This is a genomic window from Pseudoxanthomonas japonensis, from assembly GCF_010093445.1.
GTDB lineage: Bacteria > Pseudomonadota > Gammaproteobacteria > Xanthomonadales > Xanthomonadaceae > Pseudoxanthomonas_A > Pseudoxanthomonas_A japonensis.
The window spans coordinates 1-18892 of the sequence record NZ_PDWW01000022.1 but is presented as its reverse complement, the minus strand read 5'-3'; the positions used below and the strand labels follow the sequence as shown (position 1 = coordinate 18892).

At 68.5% G+C, this 18892-nt stretch carries 23 protein-coding genes and 4 tRNA genes; 15 read left to right on the top strand and 12 right to left on the bottom strand.

The features are described from left to right. Window positions 1-98: 98 nt before the first annotated feature. The 4 genes from CSC78_RS14200 to wrbA are packed head-to-tail and all read right to left on the bottom strand — an operon-like array spanning window position 99 to window position 2237. A complete protein-coding gene (locus CSC78_RS14200) occupies window positions 99-584 on the bottom strand; it encodes an asparaginase domain-containing protein (protein ID WP_162338518.1) in 486 nt (161 codons plus the stop codon). Between the two features lie 20 nt (window positions 585-604). Beyond that, window positions 605-1312: a hypothetical protein gene (locus tag CSC78_RS14195; RefSeq protein ID WP_162338517.1), complete on the bottom strand. Its 708-nt coding sequence runs from the start codon at window positions 1310-1312 to the stop codon at window positions 605-607. After that, window positions 1309-1641 (bottom strand): DUF2069 domain-containing protein, encoded by a 333-nt coding sequence (locus tag CSC78_RS14190; RefSeq protein WP_162338516.1) that lies wholly within the window; start codon window positions 1639-1641, stop codon window positions 1309-1311. Before CSC78_RS14190 ends, CSC78_RS14195 begins: the two co-directional genes overlap by 4 nt. Continuing rightward, a complete protein-coding gene (gene wrbA / locus CSC78_RS14185) occupies window positions 1641-2237 on the bottom strand; it encodes an NAD(P)H:quinone oxidoreductase (RefSeq protein WP_162338515.1) in 597 nt (198 codons plus the stop codon). Before wrbA ends, CSC78_RS14190 begins: the two co-directional genes overlap by 1 nt. 76 nt (window positions 2238-2313) lie before the next feature. Between wrbA and CSC78_RS14180 the strand changes: the two genes are divergently transcribed. Genes CSC78_RS14180 through CSC78_RS14170 form a run of 3 tightly spaced genes read left to right on the top strand, consistent with a single transcriptional unit; the run spans window position 2314 to window position 4435 of the window. Beyond that, window positions 2314-3591 (top strand): YihY family inner membrane protein, encoded by a 1278-nt coding sequence (locus CSC78_RS14180; protein WP_162338514.1) that lies wholly within the window; start codon window positions 2314-2316, stop codon window positions 3589-3591. Beyond that, window positions 3588-4160, top strand: coding sequence for a TlpA family protein disulfide reductase (locus CSC78_RS14175; protein ID WP_162338513.1), 573 nt, complete (start codon window positions 3588-3590; stop codon window positions 4158-4160). The genes CSC78_RS14180 and CSC78_RS14175 overlap by 4 nt, the downstream gene beginning before the upstream one ends. Beyond that, entirely contained in the window at window positions 4160-4435 is a 276-nt protein-coding gene (locus CSC78_RS14170) for an acylphosphatase (RefSeq protein WP_162338512.1), read from the top strand. The genes CSC78_RS14175 and CSC78_RS14170 overlap by 1 nt, the downstream gene beginning before the upstream one ends. Before the next feature lie 72 nt (window positions 4436-4507). Here the strand turns inward: CSC78_RS14170 and CSC78_RS14165 are convergent, their stop codons facing one another. The 8 genes from CSC78_RS14165 to hemA all read right to left on the bottom strand — a co-directional run bounded on the left by CSC78_RS14165 (window position 4508) and on the right by hemA (window position 11372). After that, window positions 4508-4903, bottom strand: coding sequence for a hypothetical protein (locus CSC78_RS14165; protein ID WP_162338511.1), 396 nt, complete (start codon window positions 4901-4903; stop codon window positions 4508-4510). A gap of 18 nt (window positions 4904-4921) precedes the next feature. Further along, window positions 4922-5701: a polyphosphate kinase 2 gene (gene ppk2 / locus CSC78_RS14160; protein WP_162338510.1), complete on the bottom strand. Its 780-nt coding sequence runs from the start codon at window positions 5699-5701 to the stop codon at window positions 4922-4924. A gap of 27 nt (window positions 5702-5728) precedes the next feature. Beyond that, the gene (locus tag CSC78_RS14155; RefSeq protein WP_162338509.1) at window positions 5729-6067 is read right to left on the bottom strand and encodes a helix-turn-helix domain-containing protein; all 339 of its coding nucleotides are present in this window, start codon (window positions 6065-6067) and stop codon (window positions 5729-5731) included. A gap of 16 nt (window positions 6068-6083) precedes the next feature. Beyond that, the gene (gene moaB, locus CSC78_RS14150; RefSeq protein ID WP_162338508.1) at window positions 6084-6602 is read right to left on the bottom strand and encodes a molybdenum cofactor biosynthesis protein B; all 519 of its coding nucleotides are present in this window, start codon (window positions 6600-6602) and stop codon (window positions 6084-6086) included. Window positions 6603-6627: 25 nt separating this feature from the next. Next, on the bottom strand, window positions 6628-8349 hold the full coding sequence (locus CSC78_RS14145) for an O-linked N-acetylglucosamine transferase, SPINDLY family protein (protein ID WP_162338574.1): 1722 nt from the start codon (window positions 8347-8349) through the stop codon (window positions 6628-6630). Between the two features lie 123 nt (window positions 8350-8472). Continuing rightward, entirely contained in the window at window positions 8473-8991 is a 519-nt protein-coding gene (locus CSC78_RS14140) for a GNAT family N-acetyltransferase (RefSeq protein ID WP_162338507.1), read from the bottom strand. A gap of 37 nt (window positions 8992-9028) precedes the next feature. Then, window positions 9029-10114 carry a peptide chain release factor 1 gene (gene prfA / locus CSC78_RS14135; RefSeq protein WP_162338506.1) on the bottom strand — a complete coding sequence of 362 codons (1086 nt, stop codon included), beginning with the start codon at window positions 10112-10114 and terminating at the stop codon, window positions 9029-9031. Continuing rightward, entirely contained in the window at window positions 10092-11372 is a 1281-nt protein-coding gene (hemA, locus tag CSC78_RS14130) for a glutamyl-tRNA reductase (protein WP_162338505.1), read from the bottom strand. The genes prfA and hemA overlap by 23 nt, the downstream gene beginning before the upstream one ends. A gap of 68 nt (window positions 11373-11440) precedes the next feature. On the opposite strand from hemA, the gene CSC78_RS14125 reads away from it, so the two are divergent. The 12 genes from CSC78_RS14125 to CSC78_RS14070 form a co-directional block, all read left to right on the top strand. Continuing rightward, window positions 11441-13126, top strand: a complete 1686-nt coding sequence (locus tag CSC78_RS14125; RefSeq protein WP_162338504.1) for a tetratricopeptide repeat protein — start codon at window positions 11441-11443, stop codon at window positions 13124-13126. Further along, entirely contained in the window at window positions 13123-13773 is a 651-nt protein-coding gene (gene lolB / locus CSC78_RS14120; protein WP_162338503.1) for a lipoprotein insertase outer membrane protein LolB, read from the top strand. Before CSC78_RS14125 ends, lolB begins: the two co-directional genes overlap by 4 nt. Then, entirely contained in the window at window positions 13770-14660 is an 891-nt protein-coding gene (gene ispE / locus CSC78_RS14115; protein WP_162338502.1) for a 4-(cytidine 5'-diphospho)-2-C-methyl-D-erythritol kinase, read from the top strand. Before lolB ends, ispE begins: the two co-directional genes overlap by 4 nt. Next, a tRNA-Gln gene (locus CSC78_RS14110) sits at window positions 14659-14734 on the top strand. Before ispE ends, CSC78_RS14110 begins: the two co-directional genes overlap by 2 nt. Before the next feature lie 33 nt (window positions 14735-14767). After that, complete coding sequence (locus CSC78_RS14105) at window positions 14768-15727, top strand: ribose-phosphate diphosphokinase (protein WP_162338501.1); 960 nt, start codon at window positions 14768-14770, stop codon at window positions 15725-15727. A 114-nt stretch (window positions 15728-15841) separates the two neighbouring features. Beyond that, complete coding sequence (locus tag CSC78_RS14100) at window positions 15842-16495, top strand: 50S ribosomal protein L25/general stress protein Ctc (RefSeq protein WP_162338500.1); 654 nt, start codon at window positions 15842-15844, stop codon at window positions 16493-16495. Window positions 16496-16546: 51 nt separating this feature from the next. Then, window positions 16547-17128 (top strand): aminoacyl-tRNA hydrolase, encoded by a 582-nt coding sequence (gene pth / locus CSC78_RS14095; protein WP_162338499.1) that lies wholly within the window; start codon window positions 16547-16549, stop codon window positions 17126-17128. 76 nt (window positions 17129-17204) lie between these two features. Further along, entirely contained in the window at window positions 17205-18296 is a 1092-nt protein-coding gene (gene ychF, locus CSC78_RS14090) for a redox-regulated ATPase YchF (protein ID WP_162338498.1), read from the top strand. Between the two features lie 108 nt (window positions 18297-18404). Continuing rightward, window positions 18405-18490, top strand: a tRNA-Tyr gene (locus tag CSC78_RS14085). Between the two features lie 38 nt (window positions 18491-18528). Further along, window positions 18529-18602 (top strand) — tRNA-Gly (locus CSC78_RS14080). Window positions 18603-18653: 51 nt separating this feature from the next. Further along, a tRNA-Thr gene (locus CSC78_RS14075) sits at window positions 18654-18729 on the top strand. 36 nt (window positions 18730-18765) lie between these two features. Further along, a partial coding sequence (locus CSC78_RS14070; protein ID WP_049472805.1) for a GTP-binding protein occupies window positions 18766-18892 on the top strand: 127 nt, incomplete at its 3' end.

Here is an 18892-nt window from a genome sequence, read left to right as displayed (position 1 = left end):
GATTCTAGAGTTGAGATCGGAGAAGCATTCCTTCTTCCGTAACGCACAAGGCCCGCATCAGCGGGCCTTGTCGTTGCTGGAGCGTGGATGCGTGCGGCTCAGACCGCCTCGAACCGGTTCGCCGCCACGTTCTTCCTGACCTTCGCCGGATCCCAGATCCGCCCGTTCATGGCGATGTACACGCCCGTCGGCAGCGACTGCACCGCGCCGATGGCGCAGCCGATGTTGAACTCCGCGTCCGAGCCGCGGAAGCGGGCCGGGCTGAGGGCGCCGGTCATCACGATGGTCTTGTCCGGGATGGTGGCCAGCACATGGCCCGTCTGCACCATGCTGTCGGTGCCGTGCGTCACCAGCACGTGCTTCGTCGGCTGCGCCGCGATGGTCGCGCGGACCAGCTCGCGGTCCTCGTCGGTGATGTGCAGCGAATCCTTGCGCAGGATCGGGATGACCGTGAAGCGGAACGTCACCCCCAGCTCGCGCAGGATCATGCCGATCTGCGGATCGCCGATCTGGTAGTCGGACTTGTCATCGAAGTAGATCTTGTCGATCGTGCCACCGGTGGTGACGATCAGCAGCTCGTCCATCTCAAGGCTCCTGCCGGCGCTCACGGCGCGCCTGGCGTTGTATCCGGGGAAGTCAGTTCGTAGGGCTCGCCGTAGTGCTCGCAGATCCGTTCCAGCGCGCGCGAGGGCGGGGCCACCACCTGCGAATTATCGCCGCTTTGCCGGGTGAACGTGCAGGTCACCCCGGTGACGGTGCCGTCGTCGTCCCCGCTGGCATCCACCTGCACCATCAGGTCCATGGTGTCGTACTCGAGCGGCAGGTCGTGCGGTGCATCCAGCTGCCACAGATGGAATTCCCAGCTGCAGCAACTGCTGCGCCCGGCTTCCACCAGCCAGCCGTCGATGACCTGCAGCTCGTAGTAGCCGCCGCTGAAGAAGTGCTGCAGCGTCCGCGTGGCCGGATCGATCCGGTAGACATCGCCTTCGCAGTTCGGCCCGGCGCCGCACATGCCACGGACCTCGACCTCGTACATCCCGTCCTGGTCCAGGTCCACCAGGTCGACGTGGCCCATGCGGTTGTAGGCCACCTCCTGCGTGAGCTCCAGCCGGTCGCAGACGCGTCCCGCCTCGCAGGTGAGCGTGGCGACATGGCGGCGCAGCCCGGGCGGGACGCACTCGGTCATTGCGGTCAGCACGGTTCCGTCGCGGTTCTCCGCGCGCCCGGCATCGGCAGGTTCGCAGACCTCGTCCTGCGCCCACGCGCACGGCGCCAGCAGGCCCAGCAGCAGCGCAAGTGCGAGGCGCGTCATCCCTTCCTGCCGAACCGCTTGGCGAACGCGGGCCAGCTGGTCGCCAGCACGATGCCGATGGACAGCACGATGCCCACCCACGCGAACTTCGCCTTCACCGGATCGGCCCAGGCCACCATCACCGCGTGCGAGAACCAGAACAGCGCCAGCACCCCGGCCCAGAACGCCGCCGTGCGCCGGCGCGTCATCACGCCGATCATCAGCACGATGGGCGGCAGGCTGAAGACCAGCAGCGCGAGCGTGTACTGGCGGTCGCCCCAGAACCACAGCGCGTACAGGATGGCCAGCAACTGCAGCAGGCCGGCGAGGACCAGGCGCGAGCGTTCCATCAGCGCGCCTCCAGCCGGCGGGCGATGTCGGCCACGCGACGGCCGAGGGCGCGTGCGAGGGCGGCTTCCTCCTCGCTGGGCTGCGGATCGTCCTCGCCGCCGGCGACATGGCTGGCGCCGTACGGCGTGCCGCCGGTGCGCGTGCTGCTGAGCTGCGGCTCGGTGAAGGGAATGCCGACGATCACGCAGCCGTGGTGCAGCAACGGTACCTGCATCGACAGCAACGTGGATTCCTGCCCGCCGTGCTGGGTGGCGGTGGAGGTGAATACCGCCGCCGGCTTGCCGACCAGCGTGCCGCTGGCCCATTCCGCACCCAGGCCGTCGATGAAGTGCTTGACCGGTGCGGCCATGTTGCCGAAGCGGGTGGGGCTGCCGAGGATCAGGCCGCTGCAGTCGGCCAGGTCCTGCCGGTCCACGTAGGGTGCGCCGTCCTCGGGCACCGGCGGCGCGGCCTGCTGCGTCACCGCCGCCACCGGCGGCACCGTGCGCAGGCGCGCGGACATGCCGTCCACTTCGCCCACGCCGCGTGCGATCTGCCGCGCCAGCCGCGCCACGGACCCGCCGCGGCTGTAGTAGAGCACCAGGATCTCGGGCATCGGACCATCTTCATTGCGTGGAAGGCGCCCAGTATCGGCGATGTCGCCTCCATGACGCATCGGTTACCCTTCCGCCATGGAGCCCCTGGATTCGTTGAACCGCTGGACCGACCGCGTGCGCGACCGCGCGCGCATGGGCACGTTCTTCCGCTTCCTGGCCAAGCGTTTCCTCGACGACCGCCTGTTCCAGGCCGCGGGCTCGCTGGCCTACACCACCCTGTTCGCGCTGGTGCCGCTGGCGATGGTGGTGTTCGGCGTGCTGTCCGCATTCCCCGTGTTCCAGGAATGGAGCGCGTCGTTGCGCGACTACATCTTCGCCAACTTCCTGCCGGGCGCGGCGGCCGGGCTGAAGGCGAAGCTGGACGGCTTCCTGGCCAACACCGGCAAGCTGACGGCGGTGGGCGTGATCGCGCTGGTGGTCTCGCTGCTGATCACCCTCAACAGCATCGAGGCCACGTTCAACCGCATCTGGCGCGTGCACAGCGCACGCCCGAAGCTGTCGCGCTTCCTGGTGTACTGGACCGTGCTGACGCTGGGTGCGCTGATGGCTGCGGCCTCGCTGGCGCTGTCGGCCCGCTTCTATGCACTGCCGGTGTTCTCCACCGACGGCGGCCGCTGGCTGCAGACGCTGTCGCTGAGCGTGGCGCCGGTGCTGATCGAACTGGCCGCGATCGTGGTGATCTACCGCGTGGTGCCGCACCGGACCATCAAGTGGCGTTACGCCGTGGCCGGCGCGCTGCTGGCCACCGTGCTGCTGGAACTGGCGAAGTGGGGCCTGGGCGTGTACCTGGGCAGCTTCAACACCTACCAGAAGATCTACGGCGCGGTCGCCGCCGCACCCATCCTGCTGCTGTGGATCTTCCTGTGCTGGGTGGCGGTGCTGCTGGGCGCCTCGCTGGCCTCCGGCATGGCGGCCTTCCGCTATCAGCCGGTGGCGCTGCGGCTGCCGCTGGGTTACGAGATCTATGGCCTGCTGCGCATGCTGGGGCGCTTCGCGCAGGCGCGTGAAACGGGCAAGGGGCTGCACAGCGACCAGATCCTGGCGATGGAGCCGATGCTGACCGACTCGCTGATCCAGCAGATGCTGGGCCAGTTGGCCGAGATCAACCTGCTGCGCCGCGACGAGGAAGGCGAATGGCTGCTGGCGCGCGACCTGGACGACCTGACGCTGTGCGACCTGTACGAAGCCTGCCAGTTGCGCATCCCGGTCGCCGAGGCCCACCTGCCGTTCCATGACGATGCGCTGGGCTGCTCCGCGCGCCGCGCGCTGGACGACCTGCGCATGCCCTTGCGCGAACTGCTGAAGAAGCGCGTCAGCGACCTGTTCACCGAACCCTGCCAGGAGCCTGCATGAAGTCCGTGTCTTCCCTGTCGCTCGCCGTCGTGCTGACGCTGGCGGCCTGCAATGCCGGTTCGGCGCCTTCGGAAGCGTCGTCGCCCGCGATCGAGGCGCACGTGCAGGCGGTGGACCCCGCGACGCAGAAGGCCGCCGACCGCACCGCCGAGCTGCCCACGCTGCAGGTGACGACGCTGGACGGCGCCGATTACACGCTGGCGGCGCACCGCGGCAAGTGGGTGGTGGTGAACTTCTGGGCGACCTGGTGCGCGCCCTGCCTGAAGGAAATGCCCGACCTGTCCGCGCTGGACAAGGACAACGACCACATCGAAGTGATCGGGCTGGCGTACGAAGAGATCGAGGCGGACGAACTGAAGGCGTTCCTCGCCGAACGGCCGGTCGTCTATCCGGTCGCCATCCTCGACGTGTACAACCCGCCGGCCGACTTCGCTACGCCGCGCGGCCTGCCGCTGACCTACCTGATCGCGCCGGACGGCAAGGTCGCCAAGCAATTCCTCGGTCCGGTGACCGGCAAGGAGATCGAAGCCGCCATCGCCGCCGCGGGCGGTCCCGCCGCGAACGCATGATGGCGGCGGCGCGCTTCCTCGTCAGCGGCAAGGTGCAGGGCGTGTTCTTCCGTGCATCGACGCGCGAGCGCGCGCTCGATCTCGGTTTGAGCGGTCGTGCGACCAACCTGCCGGATGGCCGTGTGGAAGTGATCGCCGAGGGAGACGCTGGCGCACTGGATGCGCTGGATGCGCTGGAGGCGTGGCTGCACCAGGGGCCGCCTGCCGCACGCGTCGAATCGGTCGTGCGCGAGGCATGGTCCGGGCCGGTGAACGAAGGCTTCGTCACCGGCTGACGGGGTGTCGCTGTGGCGCACGGCGCACGACACGCGCGGGGGATGCGCGCCGGTTTGCCGGCTATGCCGCTGTCACCGTGACGGCTCGTTTGATTCGTAGAGGCGCAGTGCGCGGGCGGCCTGTGCGTCGTCCAGCGGTGGCGGGCGCGCGACGGCGGGCTGTTCCGGTTCCTTCCAGCCCGGGATCTTGCGCGCGCCCTTCTGCACCTGGCGTGCCGCCAACCCGACGAGGACCGGCACGATGCCGCCGTTCTTGCCCAGCTGCTCCAGGCTGGTGGGTTCCTTCCAGCTGCGGCCGAGCGCGCCGGATTCGACCTCGACGGGATTCCTGAAGCGGTAGAGGTCCACCACTTCCTCCGGTTCCGGCCGGACGACCATCGTCTCCAGCGTCGTGGCCTGCGGATCCTCAGCGGGCGTGGCCGCGTCCTGCGCCATCGCCGGTGCAGCCAGCAGCCACAGCGTGGCCATCCATGACCGCCGCACCGGTCAGCCGCCGCGCTGCGGCTTGATCGGTTTCAGCACGCCGTAGCGTTCCTTGTGCAGCTTGCCCTTCAGCGGCGGCAGGCCGAGCGGCTCCAGCGGCACCTGCGTGTCGGGCAGGCGGTCGAGCAGGTCGCGGATCAGGGTCAGCCGCCCGGTGCGCTGGTCGTTGAAGTCGACCAAGGTCCACGGCGCATGCTTCGTGTGCGTGGCCTCGAGCATGGTCTCGCGCGCGGCGGTGTAGTCGGCGTAGCGCTCGCGCGCCTTCAGGTCGATCGGCGACAGCTTCCAGCTTTTCAGCGGTTCTTCGGCGCGCTCGGCGAAGCGTTCTTCCTGCTGTGCCTGGTCCACGCACAGCCAGTACTTGAACAGCAGGATGCCGTCGTCGGTGATGCCGCGTTCGAATACCGGCGCCTGCTGCAGGAAGCGCGCGTGCTGCTCGTCGCTGCAGTAGCCCATGACCTTCTCGACGCCGGCGCGGTTGTACCAGCTGCGGTCGAACAGGACGATCTCGCCGGCGGCGGGAAGATGCGAGATGTAGCGCTGGAAATACCATTGCGTGGCTTCGCGCTCGCTGGGCTTGGGCAGCGCCACCACGCGGCACTGGCGCGGATTGAGGTGTTCGGTGATCGCGCCGATCGCGCCGCCCTTGCCGGCGGTGTCGCGGCCCTCCATCACCACCACGATGCGGGCGCCGCAGTGCGACGCCCAGCGCGCCATCGCCGCCAGTTCCAGTTGCAGCGGCTTGAGCCGGGCTTCGTAGTCCTTGCGCTTCAGCGGTTTCATCGCGGTGTCCTGTGCGGTGATGGGGGATCAGCGTTTGCGACGGGCCTTGTGTCCGGCCATGCCGCGGGCGACTTCCAGCAGCGCGCCCTGCTGGCGCGTGGTGAGCGCGCGATAGGCGGCGAGCAGGTCGTGTTCGCCCTGCGTGCGGGCGGGGTCCAGCGTCGTTGCCAGTTCCGACAGCAGCGCGCCGGCCGGGACGCCGAACGCGCGCGCCAGTGCGGCGAGCTGGTCGCCGCCGGGCATCTTCTCGCCGGCGAGCCAGGATTTCACCGTGGCCACGCCGGCACGCGGGATGGCGGCGGCGAGGTCGGCGGCGGTCAGGCCGCTGGCCTTGGTGAGCAGGCGCAGGGTGGCATCGAGGGACATGGCGGGCGCTCCTTGCTCATTCCTTCAAACGGGGACGCAGCGTCGCCAGGTTGCACGGGCGGGTGCGGGCATCGAGCTGGGCGCGGATGATCTTCTCCCACGCCGTGCGGCAGGCCGAGGTGGAGCCGGGCAGGCAGAAGAGGAAGGTCTGGTTGGCCAGGCCGGCGAACGCGCGCGACTGCAGCGATGAGGTGCCGACTTCCTCCACGCTGACATGGCGGAACAGTTCGCCGAAGCCCGGCATCTCCTTGTCGAGCAGCGGCAGCAGCGCTTCGGGCGTGGAGTCGCGGCCGGTGAAGCCGGTGCCGCCGGTCACCAGGATGCCGTCGACGGCGGGATCGGCGATCCATTGCGAAACCTGTGCGCGCAGGCGGTAGCGGTCGTCGGGCAGCAGGGCGCGGTCATGCAGCTGGTGGCCTTCCTGCGTGAGCGCCTCGACGAGGTAGTCGCCGGAGCGGTCCTCGGCGAGCGTGCGGCTGTCGGACACGGTCAGCACGCAGAGGTGCAGGGGGATCAAGGCATCGGCATGGCTCATGCCGGCAGGGTAGCGCACTCGCGGGTCAGTCGAGCGATGCGGGAGGCAGGCCCTTGCGGTGCCGGTCAGCCATGCGGCGGGCGACGTCGATGAAGCCGTCCGCGAACCGCGGCATGTCGAACAGCGGGGAGTCCGCGATGGCGTTCCGCAAGCGGGTGCGCAGGTCGCCACGGGCAGCGGCATCGTGGCCCAGCCGGACGGCGGTGGCGACAAAGGCAGTGTCGTCGGCCACGTTCATGTCGTGCAGGCCGAGATGGTGGTTGAGGCTGCCGGCGACGCGCGCGGCGAACGTCGTACCCGGGCAGGTGAGCACGGGGCAGCCCGCCCACAGCGCGTCGGACGCGGTGGTGTGCGCGTTGTAGGGATGCGTATCGAGGAACAGGTCGACGTGCCGGTAGCGCGCCAGGTACTCCGCATGCGGCAGCTTGCGCATGAACACCAGGCGCACCGGATCCACGCCACGTGCCTGCGCCGCTGTGCGCAGGCGGTCGTCGGCGCGACCCGGTCCGGACAGCAGCCACAGCACGCTGCCGTCGACCTGGGCGAGGACGTCGAACATCCGCGCCATGCTGCGCGGATTCAACTTGTAGCTGTTGTTGAAACAGGCATACACCACGCCGCCGTCGGGGAGCCCGCATTCGGCACGCGAGGGCGGCGTGTCGACCGCGCGACGCGTGTCCGAGGGCTGGAAAGCATCGGGCAGCCAGGCGACGGTTTCGCTGTACGACGGTACGAGTCCATCGGGCAGGGCGAAGCGATCGGCCAGCACGTAATCGATCCAGGGCGCGCCGGAGGTGCCGGGATAGGCCAGCCAGTTCACCTGCACTGGCGCAGGTCGCATCGCCAGTACTTCCGGCGTGCCGCCGCCGCCCCAGCCGCGCAGGTCGTACAGCACGTCGATGCGCTGGTCGCGGATCGCCTGCGCGATGCGCGCATGCGGTTGTCCGGCGACGTCATGCACCTGCGTCGCCGCCGCCAGCCGTTGCCGGATCGGGCTGCCGTCGTCCGGCGTGAGGGCGAACAGGTGCGCCACCATGCCCTGTGCCTGCAACGCTTCGAAGAACGCCACGGTCAGCAGGCCGGTGGGATGCGCGCCGAAGCCGTTGGACAGGAAGCCGAGACGCAGCGGTGCGTCTTCCGGCGAGCGCGGTGCAGGCGGCAATGGGCGGATGACCGACGCCAGCGCGTGCGCGCGCTGACGGGCGCAGGCGAGCTGCTCCTCCGCGGTGGCGTCTTCGCTCAGGAACGCGAACGGCTCGACGACACCGCTCCCGTCGCGCACCGCGCGGCGCACCTGCGCCGACAGCAGGTCCAGGTCGCGCCAGTCGCAGAGCTTGCGGCGCCAGTTCAACAGATGGGCGGCGAACACCGGCTCGCCCGGCACCAGCCTGTACGCATGCTCGTAGGCCTGCGCGGCGGCTTCCGCTTCACCGGCGTCTTCCAGTGCATGGCCCAGCCACAGCGCGATGCCGGGATGCTGCGGTGCCTGTGCGGCGGCATCGCTCAACGCCTGCGCGGCCTGCACGTGGCGGCCCGACAGCCAGTGGCTGCGGCCGAGTCGTGCGAGCGCTTCCGGATGGCGCGGGCGGAGATCCAGTGCGCGCTCGGCGGCGCGGCGTCCGGCGTCGGCGTCGCCGTGATCGAGTTCCGCGTCCGACAGCATCACCCAGGCGATGAAGTCCTGCGGCTGCTGCTGCACGTGCAGCCGCAGTCGCGTGCGCTCGTTGCGCGGATCGTCAGCGGTCATCGCGATCGCGCGGTTCACGCATGCATTTGGCGGTGGAAGGCGCGTCGACCATCATGGGTGGCAGCCTAGCGACTGGCGACTGTGCGAAACAAGCCTGATGCAGCGACAGGTGTGGGAGCGACGTCAGTCGCGAACAGGCGCCGAGATCGCGACTGACGTCGCTCCCACATCGGGAGAACCGGCGCAAGCCGTTGGCTGGAGCGACAGGCGGAAGCGCAGGGTACCGTCGTACGGTGTCCAGCCCATCGCGCGGTACAGCGCCTGTGCGGTGACGTTGTCGTGGTCGGTTTCCAGTTCCAGCCGCAACGCGCCATCGGCGCGGGCGAAGTCCGCGGCCGCCGACAGCAGGGCGCGGGCCACGCCGTTGCGGCGCGCGTCCGGCAGCACCAGCAGGTCGTTGAGGATCCAGACGTGCGCGGCACTGACCGAGGAGAACGCAGGATAGAGCTGGGTGAAGCCCACGGCTGCGCCGTCGACGGACGCCAGCAGGATCACCGACTCGCCACGCGTCATGCGGGCCCGGATGAAGTCCCGTGCCAGCGCCGGGTCCGACGGCTTGCCGTAGAAGACGCGGTACAGGTCGAACAGCGGCGCGATGGTGTCGACATCATCGGCGGTGGCGCGGGTGATCAGGAGGCTCATCGTGGGTTCCTTGGGGTGCGTCGCCCCGGTTTCCGACTCAAGCCGCTTCCGTCAGCCGCGCCAGTTCGTCGGCCAGGTGCTCGCGGCCCAGGCGGTCGATCAGCTCGTCCAGGTCGCCCTGGATGATGTTGGGCAGGTCGTACAGCGTGAGGCCTTCGACGCGGTGGTCGGTGATGCGGCCCTGCGGGAAGTTGTAGGTGCGGATGCGCTGGCTGCGGTCGCCGCTGCCGACCTGCAGCTTGCGTGTCTCCGCCTGCGCGGCCTGCTGCTTGCTGCGTTCGGCGTCGAGCAGCTGCGCCTTCAGCCGCTTCATCGCCTTGTCGCGGTTGGCGTGCTGGCTGCGCTCGGTCTGGCATTCCACCACCACGCCGCTCGGCACGTGGGTGATGCGGATCGCCGACTCGGTCTTGTTGACGTGCTGGCCACCGGCGCCGGAGGAGCGGAAGGTGTCGACCTTCAGGTCGGCCGGATTGATGACGATGTCGTCGACTTCGTCCACGTCCGGGATGATCGCCACGGTTGCGGCCGACGTGTGGATGCGGCCCTGCGATTCGGTCTCCGGCACGCGCTGCACGCGGTGGGTGCCGGATTCGAACTTGAGCTTGGAATACGCGCCGCGGCCGACGACGCGCGCGACGATTTCCTTGTAGCCGCCATGTTCGCCGGGGCTGTCGGATTCGATCTCGACCTTCCAGCCCTGGCGTTCGGCATAGCGCGCATACATGCGGAACAGGTCGCCGGCGAAGATCGCGGCTTCGTCGCCGCCAGTGCCCGCGCGGACTTCGAGGAACAGGTTGCCGTCGTCGCGGGTGTCCTTGGGCAGCAGCAACAGCATCAGTTCGTCGTCGAGCTGCATCAGTCGCTGCTGGGCGGCGGCGATCTCCTCGTCCGCCAGCTCGGCCAGTTCCGGATCGTCGCGCATGGCCTGCGCGGCGGCCAGGTCGGCCTGCGCGCGCTTTTCTTCCGCCATCGCGGTGGCGAGTGGCTCCAACTGGGAAAACTCGCGCGAGAAATTGCGGAAGCGCTCGCTGTCGCCGATCACGCCGGGGTCGGCGAGCAGGCGTTCCAGTTCTTCCCGGCGTTCGGCCAGCGCTTCGAGCTTACGGCGCAGCGTCGGCGTCATCGTCTTTCTTCAGGTGGGAATAGGGCGGCTGCGCGGGAAACAGGCGATCGGCGGCGCGCGCGAGTTCGGCATCGCCGCTCATGGCGGCTTCGCGCAGTGCCGCGGTCGGCGGATGCAGCAGGCGGTTGGTCAGCGTGTGGGCGAGGAATTCGAGGACCTGCGCAGGCTCGCGGCCGTTGGCGAGTTGCTGGCGGGCCTTCGCCAGCACGTCCTCGCGGGTGGATTCGCCCAGTGCGCGCAGGCGCTTGAGCGGTTCCTGGCGCGAACCGGCGTGCAGGTGCTCCATGAAACGGCCGACCTGCACGTCGATGATCGCTTCGGCAGCGTCTGCCGCCTCGCGGCGACCACGCCGGTTGTCTTCGACCGCACGTTCCAGGTCGTCGACGGTGTAGAGGTAGGCATCGCGCAGTTCGGCGACCGAGGCCTCGATGTCGCGCGGCACGGCCAGGTCGAACAGCAGCATCGGCTTGTGCTTGCGCTTGGCCAGTGCGGCGGCCACTTGCGCCTGCAGCACCACCGGCTCGCGCGCGGCGGTGGCGGAGAACACCACGTCGGCTTCGGCCAGGTGGCGTTCCAGTTCGGTCAAGGGCAGGGCGTAGCCGCCGTGGCGGGTGGCCAGTTCCTGCGCGTGCGCCAAGGTGCGGTTGGCGACCAGCAGCCGGCGCACCTTGCCTTCGCTCAAGTGCTTGGCCGCCAGTTCGATGGTTTCGCCGGCGCCGACCAGCAGCACCGTGGACTCGCTGAGGCGGGCGAAGGAGTTCTGCGCCAGGCGCACGGCGGTGGAGGCGACCGAGACCGGGTTGGCGCCGACGCGGGTGTCGGTGCGCGCGCGCTTGGCCACGGCGAAGGTCTGCTGGAACAGGCGGTCGAGGCGGTTGCCGAGCGCGCCGTGTTCCCGCGCCGTGGCCCAGGCGTCCTTCACCTGGCCGAGGATCTGCGGCTCGCCGAGCACCATCGAATCCAGCCCGGTCGCGACGCGGAACAGGTGGCGGACGGCGTCGGCGTCGCGGTGCCGATAGAGATAGCCTTCAAGCCCTTCGGCGTGGGTCGCCAGCCAGCTCGCCAGCACGTCGCCGTTTTCGGCCACCGCGTACAGCTCGGTGCGGTTGCAGGTGGAGAGCAGGGCGGCTTCGACCACGTCGGGCAGCGCCCGCAGCGACGACAACGCGTGCGGCACCGTGCCGGCGTCGAATGCCACCCGTTCGCGCAGGTCGACCGGCGCGGTCTGGTGGTTCAATCCGAGGACCCACAACGTCATCGTTCAGGCGCTTGCAGTAAGCTGCTGGCTCATATCAGGGCCGCCATTTTACGGCCGACGTGACGTTCATGCCCGAAATGATTCGTACTGGGATCGCCGCGCTGGTCCTCGCGGTCGCCATGCCGTCCGCGAATGCGGCACCCGCTGCACCGCCGGGCACCGCGCGGGACGATGCACTGACCACGGTCATGGCGGGTGAATTCGCCCTGCAGGCCGGCCAGTTGCCGGATGCGGCGCGCTGGTACCTCGACGCGGCGAAGCGGGGCGACGATGCCGGGTTGGCCGAGCGCGCCACCCGCATCGCCCTGCTGGCCAAGGACGATGCCCGTGCCGCTGAAGCGCTGAAGCTTTGGAAGGCACGGTCGCCGCGGACGCTGGCCCTCCGCGGCGCCGAAGCGACGCTGGCGATGCGCCAGGGCCAGGCGCGGGTTGCGCGACGGGAACTGGCCGCGCTGATGAAGGATGCCGACGACCTGGGTTGGCGCTATGCGCTGACGGCACTGGGGAGCGGCAGCAAGGACCCGGCGCTGGCGCCGCGGCTGCTGAAGGAACTGGTGGACGAGCGGGCGATTCCCGACAAGCTGCAGCCCTGGCTTGCGTTCACGGGCCTGGCGCAGCAGCTGGACCAGCCGGCGCTGGCCGAACGCATGGTCGCCGACGTGATGAAGCGCTTCTCGGGCGAACCGGCGGTGGCGCTGCTGCAGGCCAGCCAGTTGCTGCAGGCAGACCGCAAGCAGGAAGCGCGCGCGGTGCTGGATGGCCTGTTGCCCAAGGCGGCCACCGATCCGGCGCTGCGGCTCAAGCTGGCCGAGGAATACGACCGGCTGGGCGATCCCGCCGCGGCCGCGCGCGCCATGGGGCAGGGTCCCCAGGACACGCTGACCTACGGATTGCGTGCGCAGTTGCTGGCCAGGGCCGATGACAAGACCGCGCTGGACGCGCTGTACCAGGAACTGAAAACGGCCGGCACGGACCAGCCGACCGAATACAGTCCGGACCGCCGCCTGCTGCTGGGCCAGATGGCCGAGTTCCTGGAAAAGCGCGACGAGGCGCTCACCTGGTATCGCAGCGTGCCCGCTGGCGACCAGCGCGCCGACGCGCGCCTGCGCGCGCTGAAGACGCTGTTCGACCTGGGGCGCAGGGACGAAGCCTTCGCCGAAGCGCGCGCGCTGCAGGGCGACGCCAGTGTCGAGGACGGCACGCGACGCGACGCCTATCTGATGGAGGCCGAACTGCGTCAGCAGGATGAGCAGGACGAGGGCGAACTGGAAGTCTTCGCGCGCGGACTGGCCGCCTACCCTGACGATCTGGCGCTGCTGTATTCGCGCGGGCTGGCGTGGGAGCGGCGCGACCGCATCGACCATGCGGAGGCCGATTTCCGCCGCATCCTGGTCATCGAGCCCGACAACGTGGCCGCGCTCAATGCGCTCGGTTACACGCTGGCCGATCGCACCACGCGCTACCAGGAGGCGCTGGAACTGATCGATCGTGCGCGCACCGCGGTACCGGACGACGCGGCCATCATCGACAGCTATGGCTGGGTGCTGTACCGGCTCGGCCGCAATGCGGAAGCGCTGGTCGAGCTGCGGCGCGCGTTCACGCTGCAGAAGGACCCCGAGATCGCCGCCCACGTGGCCGAGGTGCTGTGGGTGATGGGACAGAAGGACGAGGCGCGCCGCTACTTCGACGAGGCGCGCAAGCTCGACCCCGACAACCGCTCGCTGCTGCGGGCGCTGGAGAAGACAGGCGCATGAAGGTTCCAGGATTCCTGCTGGCGGGGCTGGCGGCCCTGTCGATGGCGGGCTGCGCCACGCGCGGTCCGGCCGTGGATTCGCCGGCGCTGAGCGACCCGGAGGCGCTGGCGGCGGCACAGGCGGCGCAGGCCACCCGCGCGGCCTGGCTGGCGTCGCGGCCGGACTGGTCGTTCGCCGGCCGGGTGGCGGTCAATGCGAACGGGAAGGGCGGCAGTGGCCGGATCGACTGGCAGCAGACGGGCACGGGTTACCAGGTCGCGCTGAGCGCGCCGGTCACCCGCCAGAGTTGGCGCCTGGGCGGCGACCTGCAGACCCGGGCCGCACGGCTGGACGGGCTGGAAGGTGGGCCACGCGAGGGCGCCGATGCGGATCGCCTGCTGCGCGAGGCGACCGGCTGGGACATCCCGGTCGCGTCGATGGTGCACTGGGCCCGTGGCGTGGCTGATCCTTCCGCTTCCGTCGACGGTGTGGAATACGACACCGATGGCCGCCTGCGGACCCTGACCCAGCAGGGCTGGCGGGTGGACTATCTGGACTGGTTCCCGGCCGAGGGCGCCCAGCCGGTCATGCCGCGCCGCATGGAGGCGCGCCGGCAGGGCGCGACGGTCAAGGTCGCCGTCGACCAGTGGCAACTGGCGCCGCAGTGAGTGCGTTCCCCGCGGCGGACGGCTGGTCGGCCTGGCCGGCGCCGGCCAAGCTCAACCTGACCCTGCAGATCGTCGGACGTCGTGCCGATGGCTATCACCTGCTGCAGACCGTCTTCCGGCTGCTGGACTGGGGGGACACGATCCACCTGCGGGTCCGGGCAGATGGCGAGATCCGGCGGGTAGGAGAGTCCGTTCCGGGCGTCCCGGAGGCCGAGGATCTGGTTGTCCGTGCTGCCAAGCTGCTGAAAAAAGAAGCCAATATCGGCAAAGGTGTCGACATTGGCGTTGAAAAACGCATTCCGGCCGGCGGTGGCTTCGGTGGCGGATCGTCGGATGCCGCGACCGTGCTGGTCGCCCTTGATCAGATGTGGGGCTGCGGTCTGACGCCGGACCGGCTAGTGTCGCTGGGGTTGCAGCTAGGGGCGGACGTGCCGGTCTTTGTCCGTGGCGAGAATGCGTGGGCTGAAGGCGTGGGCGAGATTCTGGCGCCGCTGACCCTGCCGCCCGCTTGGTATCTGCTGGTCGATCCGGGCATCCATGTGCCGACGGCGGCCCTTTTCGCGTCACCGGATTTGACGCGTGATGCTGCACCCGCGAAAATATCGGACTTCGTTTCGGGATCACTGCTCGGCAACGCGTTCGAGCCGGTGGTGCGTCGCCGGGAGCCTGCCATCGAGGCGGTCTTCCAGGCCCTGTCGCACATCGGTACGCCACGTTTGACCGGTTCCGGCGGCGGCTGCTTCGTGGAGTTCGCCGACCGGACCTCTGCCGAGGATGCGCTGGCGTCACTGCCTGCCGGGCTTCGTGCCTGGGCGGTGGAGGGCGCGGCGCGCTCGCCGCTGCTGGATGCGCTGGCGCAGGCTCGCGGGACGGAGAAAAACGCCTAGGGGCGTCGCCAAGTGGTTAAGGCACCGGGTTTTGATCCCGGCATTCGTAGGTTCGAATCCTTCCGCCCCTGCCAATCCAGTCCAGCCGCATCCGCCGAGACGACACCATGCAAGACGAACGTAACCTGCTCGTGTTCTCCGGCAACGCCAACAAGCCATTGGCGAACAGCATCTGCCGCGAGCTGGGCGTGCGGCCGGGCAAGGCGCTGGTCTCCCGCTTCTCCGACGGCGAAGTCCAGGTCGAGATCCAGGAGAACGTGCGCCGTCAGGAAGTGTTCGTCGTGCAGCCGACCTGCGCGCCGAGCGCCGAGAACCTGGTGGAGCTGCTGGTCCTGATCGACGCGCTGAAGCGCGCATCGGCCAGCAGCGTCACCGCGGTGGTGCCGTACTTCGGCTACGCCCGCCAGGATCGCCGCATGCGCTCCTCGCGCGTGCCGATCACGGCCAAGGTGGCGGCGAAGATGTTCGGCGCCGTCAATGCGGATCGCGTGTTGACGGTCGACCTGCACGCCGACCAGATCCAGGGCTTCTTCGATATCCCGGTCGACAACGTGTATGCCTCTCCGCTGTTGCTGGCCGACATCTGGCGCGCCTACGGCACGGAGAACCTGCTGGTGGTGTCGCCGGACGTGGGTGGTGTGGTGCGCGCCCGTGCGGTCGCCAAGCGCCTCGACGACGCCGACCTGGCGATCATCGACAAGCGCCGTCCGCGCGCCAACGTGGCCACGGTGATGAACATCATCGGCGACGTGGAAGGCAAGGACTGCGTGCTGGTGGACGATATCGTCGATACCGCCGGCACGCTCTGCGCTGCCGCGGCCGCGCTGAAGCAGCACGGCGCCAACAAGGTGGCGGCGTACTGCACCCACCCCGTTCTCTCGGGCCCGGCGGTGGACAACTTGAACAACTCGGTGCTCGACGAACTCGTCGTCACCGACACCATCCCGCTCTCGCCGCAGGCGCAGGGCTGCAGCAAGATCCGCCAGCTGTCGGTGGCGGAACTGCTGGCGGAAACGATCCGCCGCATCGCCTTCGGCGAGTCGGTCAGTTCGCTGTACGTGGATTGAGTCTCCGCTGCGCGCCGGTTCGCCGGGGCGTGGCTTTCCGGGTTCATCTGGTCGCGGGTGAACCTTTCATCAGATCGCCATGAGGCGGTCCAACAACCTAGGTAGTGAATCAACATGGCTAAGACGCATGAAATCAAGGTCGAGCGCCGCGCAGACGAGGGTAAGGGTGCGAGCCGCCGCCTCCGTCACGCGGGCACCGTGCCTGCCATCGTTTACGGTGGCGAACTGAAGCCGGTCAGCATCCAGCTGAACCACAACGAAGTCTGGCTGGCCTCCCAGCACGACTGGTTCTACTCGTCGATCCTGGACCTGAGCCTCAACGGCGACATCCAGAAGGTGCTGCTGCGCGACATGCAGCGCCACCCGTTCAAGCAGCAGATCATGCACCTGGACTTCCAGCGCGTGAACGAGAACGAGACGCTGCGCACCGCGGTGCCGCTGCACTTCCTCAACGAAGACAAGTCGCCGGCCGGCAAGTCCGCCGAGGTCGTGGTCACCCACGAACTGAACGAAGTCGTCGTCGAGTGCCTGCCGAAGGACCTGCCGGAATTCATCGAGATCGACCTGGCCGACCTGGCCATCGGCGCGGTGGTCCACCTGTCCGACGTCAAGCTGCCGGCCGGCGTGGTCATCCCCGAGCTGAAGCTGGGCAAGGAACACGACGTCGCCGTCGTGATCGCCAAGCACGGCAAGGAAGAGGTCGAGGAAGCGCCGGCCGAGACGGCCGAAGTGCCGGCCTCCAAGGTCGCCAAGAAGGACGACAAGTAATCGCGTGAACCCTCGCCCGCTCCGGCGGGCGAGGGTGTGCGATGCGTCCCCATGGCAGGCTTGCGCCTCATCGTCGGACTGGGCAATCCCGGTGCCGAACATGCCCGAACCCGGCACAACGCCGGGTTCCATTTTGTCGACGCCCTGGCGGAACGGCAGGGTGAGCGGTTCGGCCTGGACAGCAAGCTGTTCGGCGAGACCGCGAAGGTCGTGGTCGCCGGCCAGCCGGTGTGGCTGTTGAAGCCGGCCACGTACATGAACCTCAGCGGCAAGTCGGTTGCGGCGGCGCTACGCTTCTGGAAGATCGCGCCGGAAGAGGCGCTGCTGGCGCACGATGAGCTCGACCTCCCGCCGGGCGCCGCGCGATTGAAGTTCGATGGTGGGCACGGCGGCCAGAACGGCCTGCGCGACACCATTCAGCACCTCGGGCACGGCAAGTTCCATCGCCTGCGCATCGGCATCGGCCATCCCGGCCACAAGGACCGGGTGACGGGGTGGGTGCTGGGCAAGCCGGGCAAGGACGACGAAATCCTGATCGCGCGGGCGATCGACGACGCGATGGACGTGCTGCCGCTGGCGGTGGCCGGCAACTTCATGGATGCGATGACGCGGTTGCACACGAAGCGGGAATAGGGAATGGGGAATGGGGAATCGGGAAAGCGCGGCTTTTCCATTCCCCATTCCCGATTCTCCATTCCCGGAACCAGATATGGGCATCAAATGCGGCATCGTGGGCCTGCCGAACGTTGGCAAGTCCACCCTGTTCAATGCGCTGACCAAGGCGGGTATCGCCGCGGCCAACTTCCCGTTCTGCACCATCGAGCCGAACGTGGGCGTCGTGCCGGTGCCGGACCTGCGCCTCAACCAGCTGGCCGAGATCGTCAAGCCGCAGAAGGTGATCCCGACGGCGGTGGAATTCGTCGACATCGCCGGCCTGGTGGCGGGCGCCGCCAGCGGCGAAGGCCTCGGCAACAAGTTCCTGGCGCATATCCGCGAGGTGGACGCGATCACCCACGTGGTGCGCTGCTTCGAGAACGACGACGTCATCCACGTCAACAACCGCATCGATCCGCTGTCGGATATCGACACCATCGATACCGAACTGGCGCTGGCCGATCTGGAGAGTGTCGAGAAGGCGCTGAACCGCGCCGAGCGTTCGGCCAAGGCGGGCGAGAAGGACGCCATCGCCCGCAAGCCCGTACTGCAGAAGCTGCAGGCCGGCCTCAACGACGGCAAGCCGGGCCGCGCGCTGGGCCTGGACGACGAGGAAAAGGCGCTGGTCCGCGACCTGTTCCTGCTGACGCTGAAGCCGGTGATGTACGTGGCCAACGTGCTGGAGGACGGGTTCGAGAACAATCCGCACCTGGAGGCCGTGCGGGCCCGTGCCGCCACCGAGGGCGCGCAGGTGGTGCCGGTGTCGGCCGCCATCGAGGAAGAGCTGTCCCAGCTCGACGATGCCGATCGCGACGCCTTCCTGACCGACCTGGGTCTGGACGAGCCGGGGCTGAACCGGGTGATCCGCGCCGCCTACACCCTGCTGGGTCTGCAGACCTACTTCACCGCCGGCGTGAAGGAAGTCCGCGCCTGGACGGTGCGGGCGGGCTCCACCGCTCCCCAGGCCGCAGCCGTGATCCATACCGATTTCGAGAAGGGCTTCATCCGCGCCGAGACCATCGCGTTCGACGACTTCCTCAAGTACAAGGGCGAAGCCGGTGCCCGCGACGCGGGCCGCCTGCGGCTGGAAGGCAAGGAATATCGCGTGCAGGAAGGCGACGTCCTGCATTTCCGGTTCAACGTCTGAGAAAAAAGTGTCGCGGACGCGTTGACAGACGTGCCGGCACACGCCAAAATCTCGGGCTGTTTCACCCTGGTTTGATTTGGCCCTTGGCCCAGTCAGTCCGGTGATCCCGGAGGGATACCCAAGCGGCCAACGGGGGCAGACTGTAAATCTGCTGGCTTACGCCTTCGGTGGTTCGAATCCACCTCCCTCCACCAGTTTTTGTTGTTGTTTCGCGTTGTAGTGGTCTCCCGGTGCGGGAGTAGTTCAATGGTAGAACTGTAGCCTTCCAAGCTACTAGTGCGGGTTCGATTCCCGTCTCCCGCTCCACTGAACACCGCGCAGGACCAGCGGCAATCCAGGCAACACAACCGGTTTCACGCTCACGTAGCTCAGTCGGTAGAGCACCTCCTTGGTAAGGAGGAGGTCGAAGGTTCGATTCCTTTCGTGAGCACCACTTCCATCCATTTGATCCACTCGAGAACCAGCAGCCATGGCAAAGGGTAAGTTCGAACGCACCAAGCCCCACGTGAACGTGGGCACGATTGGTCACGTTGACCACGGCAAGACGACGCTGACGGCGGCGCTGACGAAGATCGGCGCGGAGCGTTTCGGTGGCG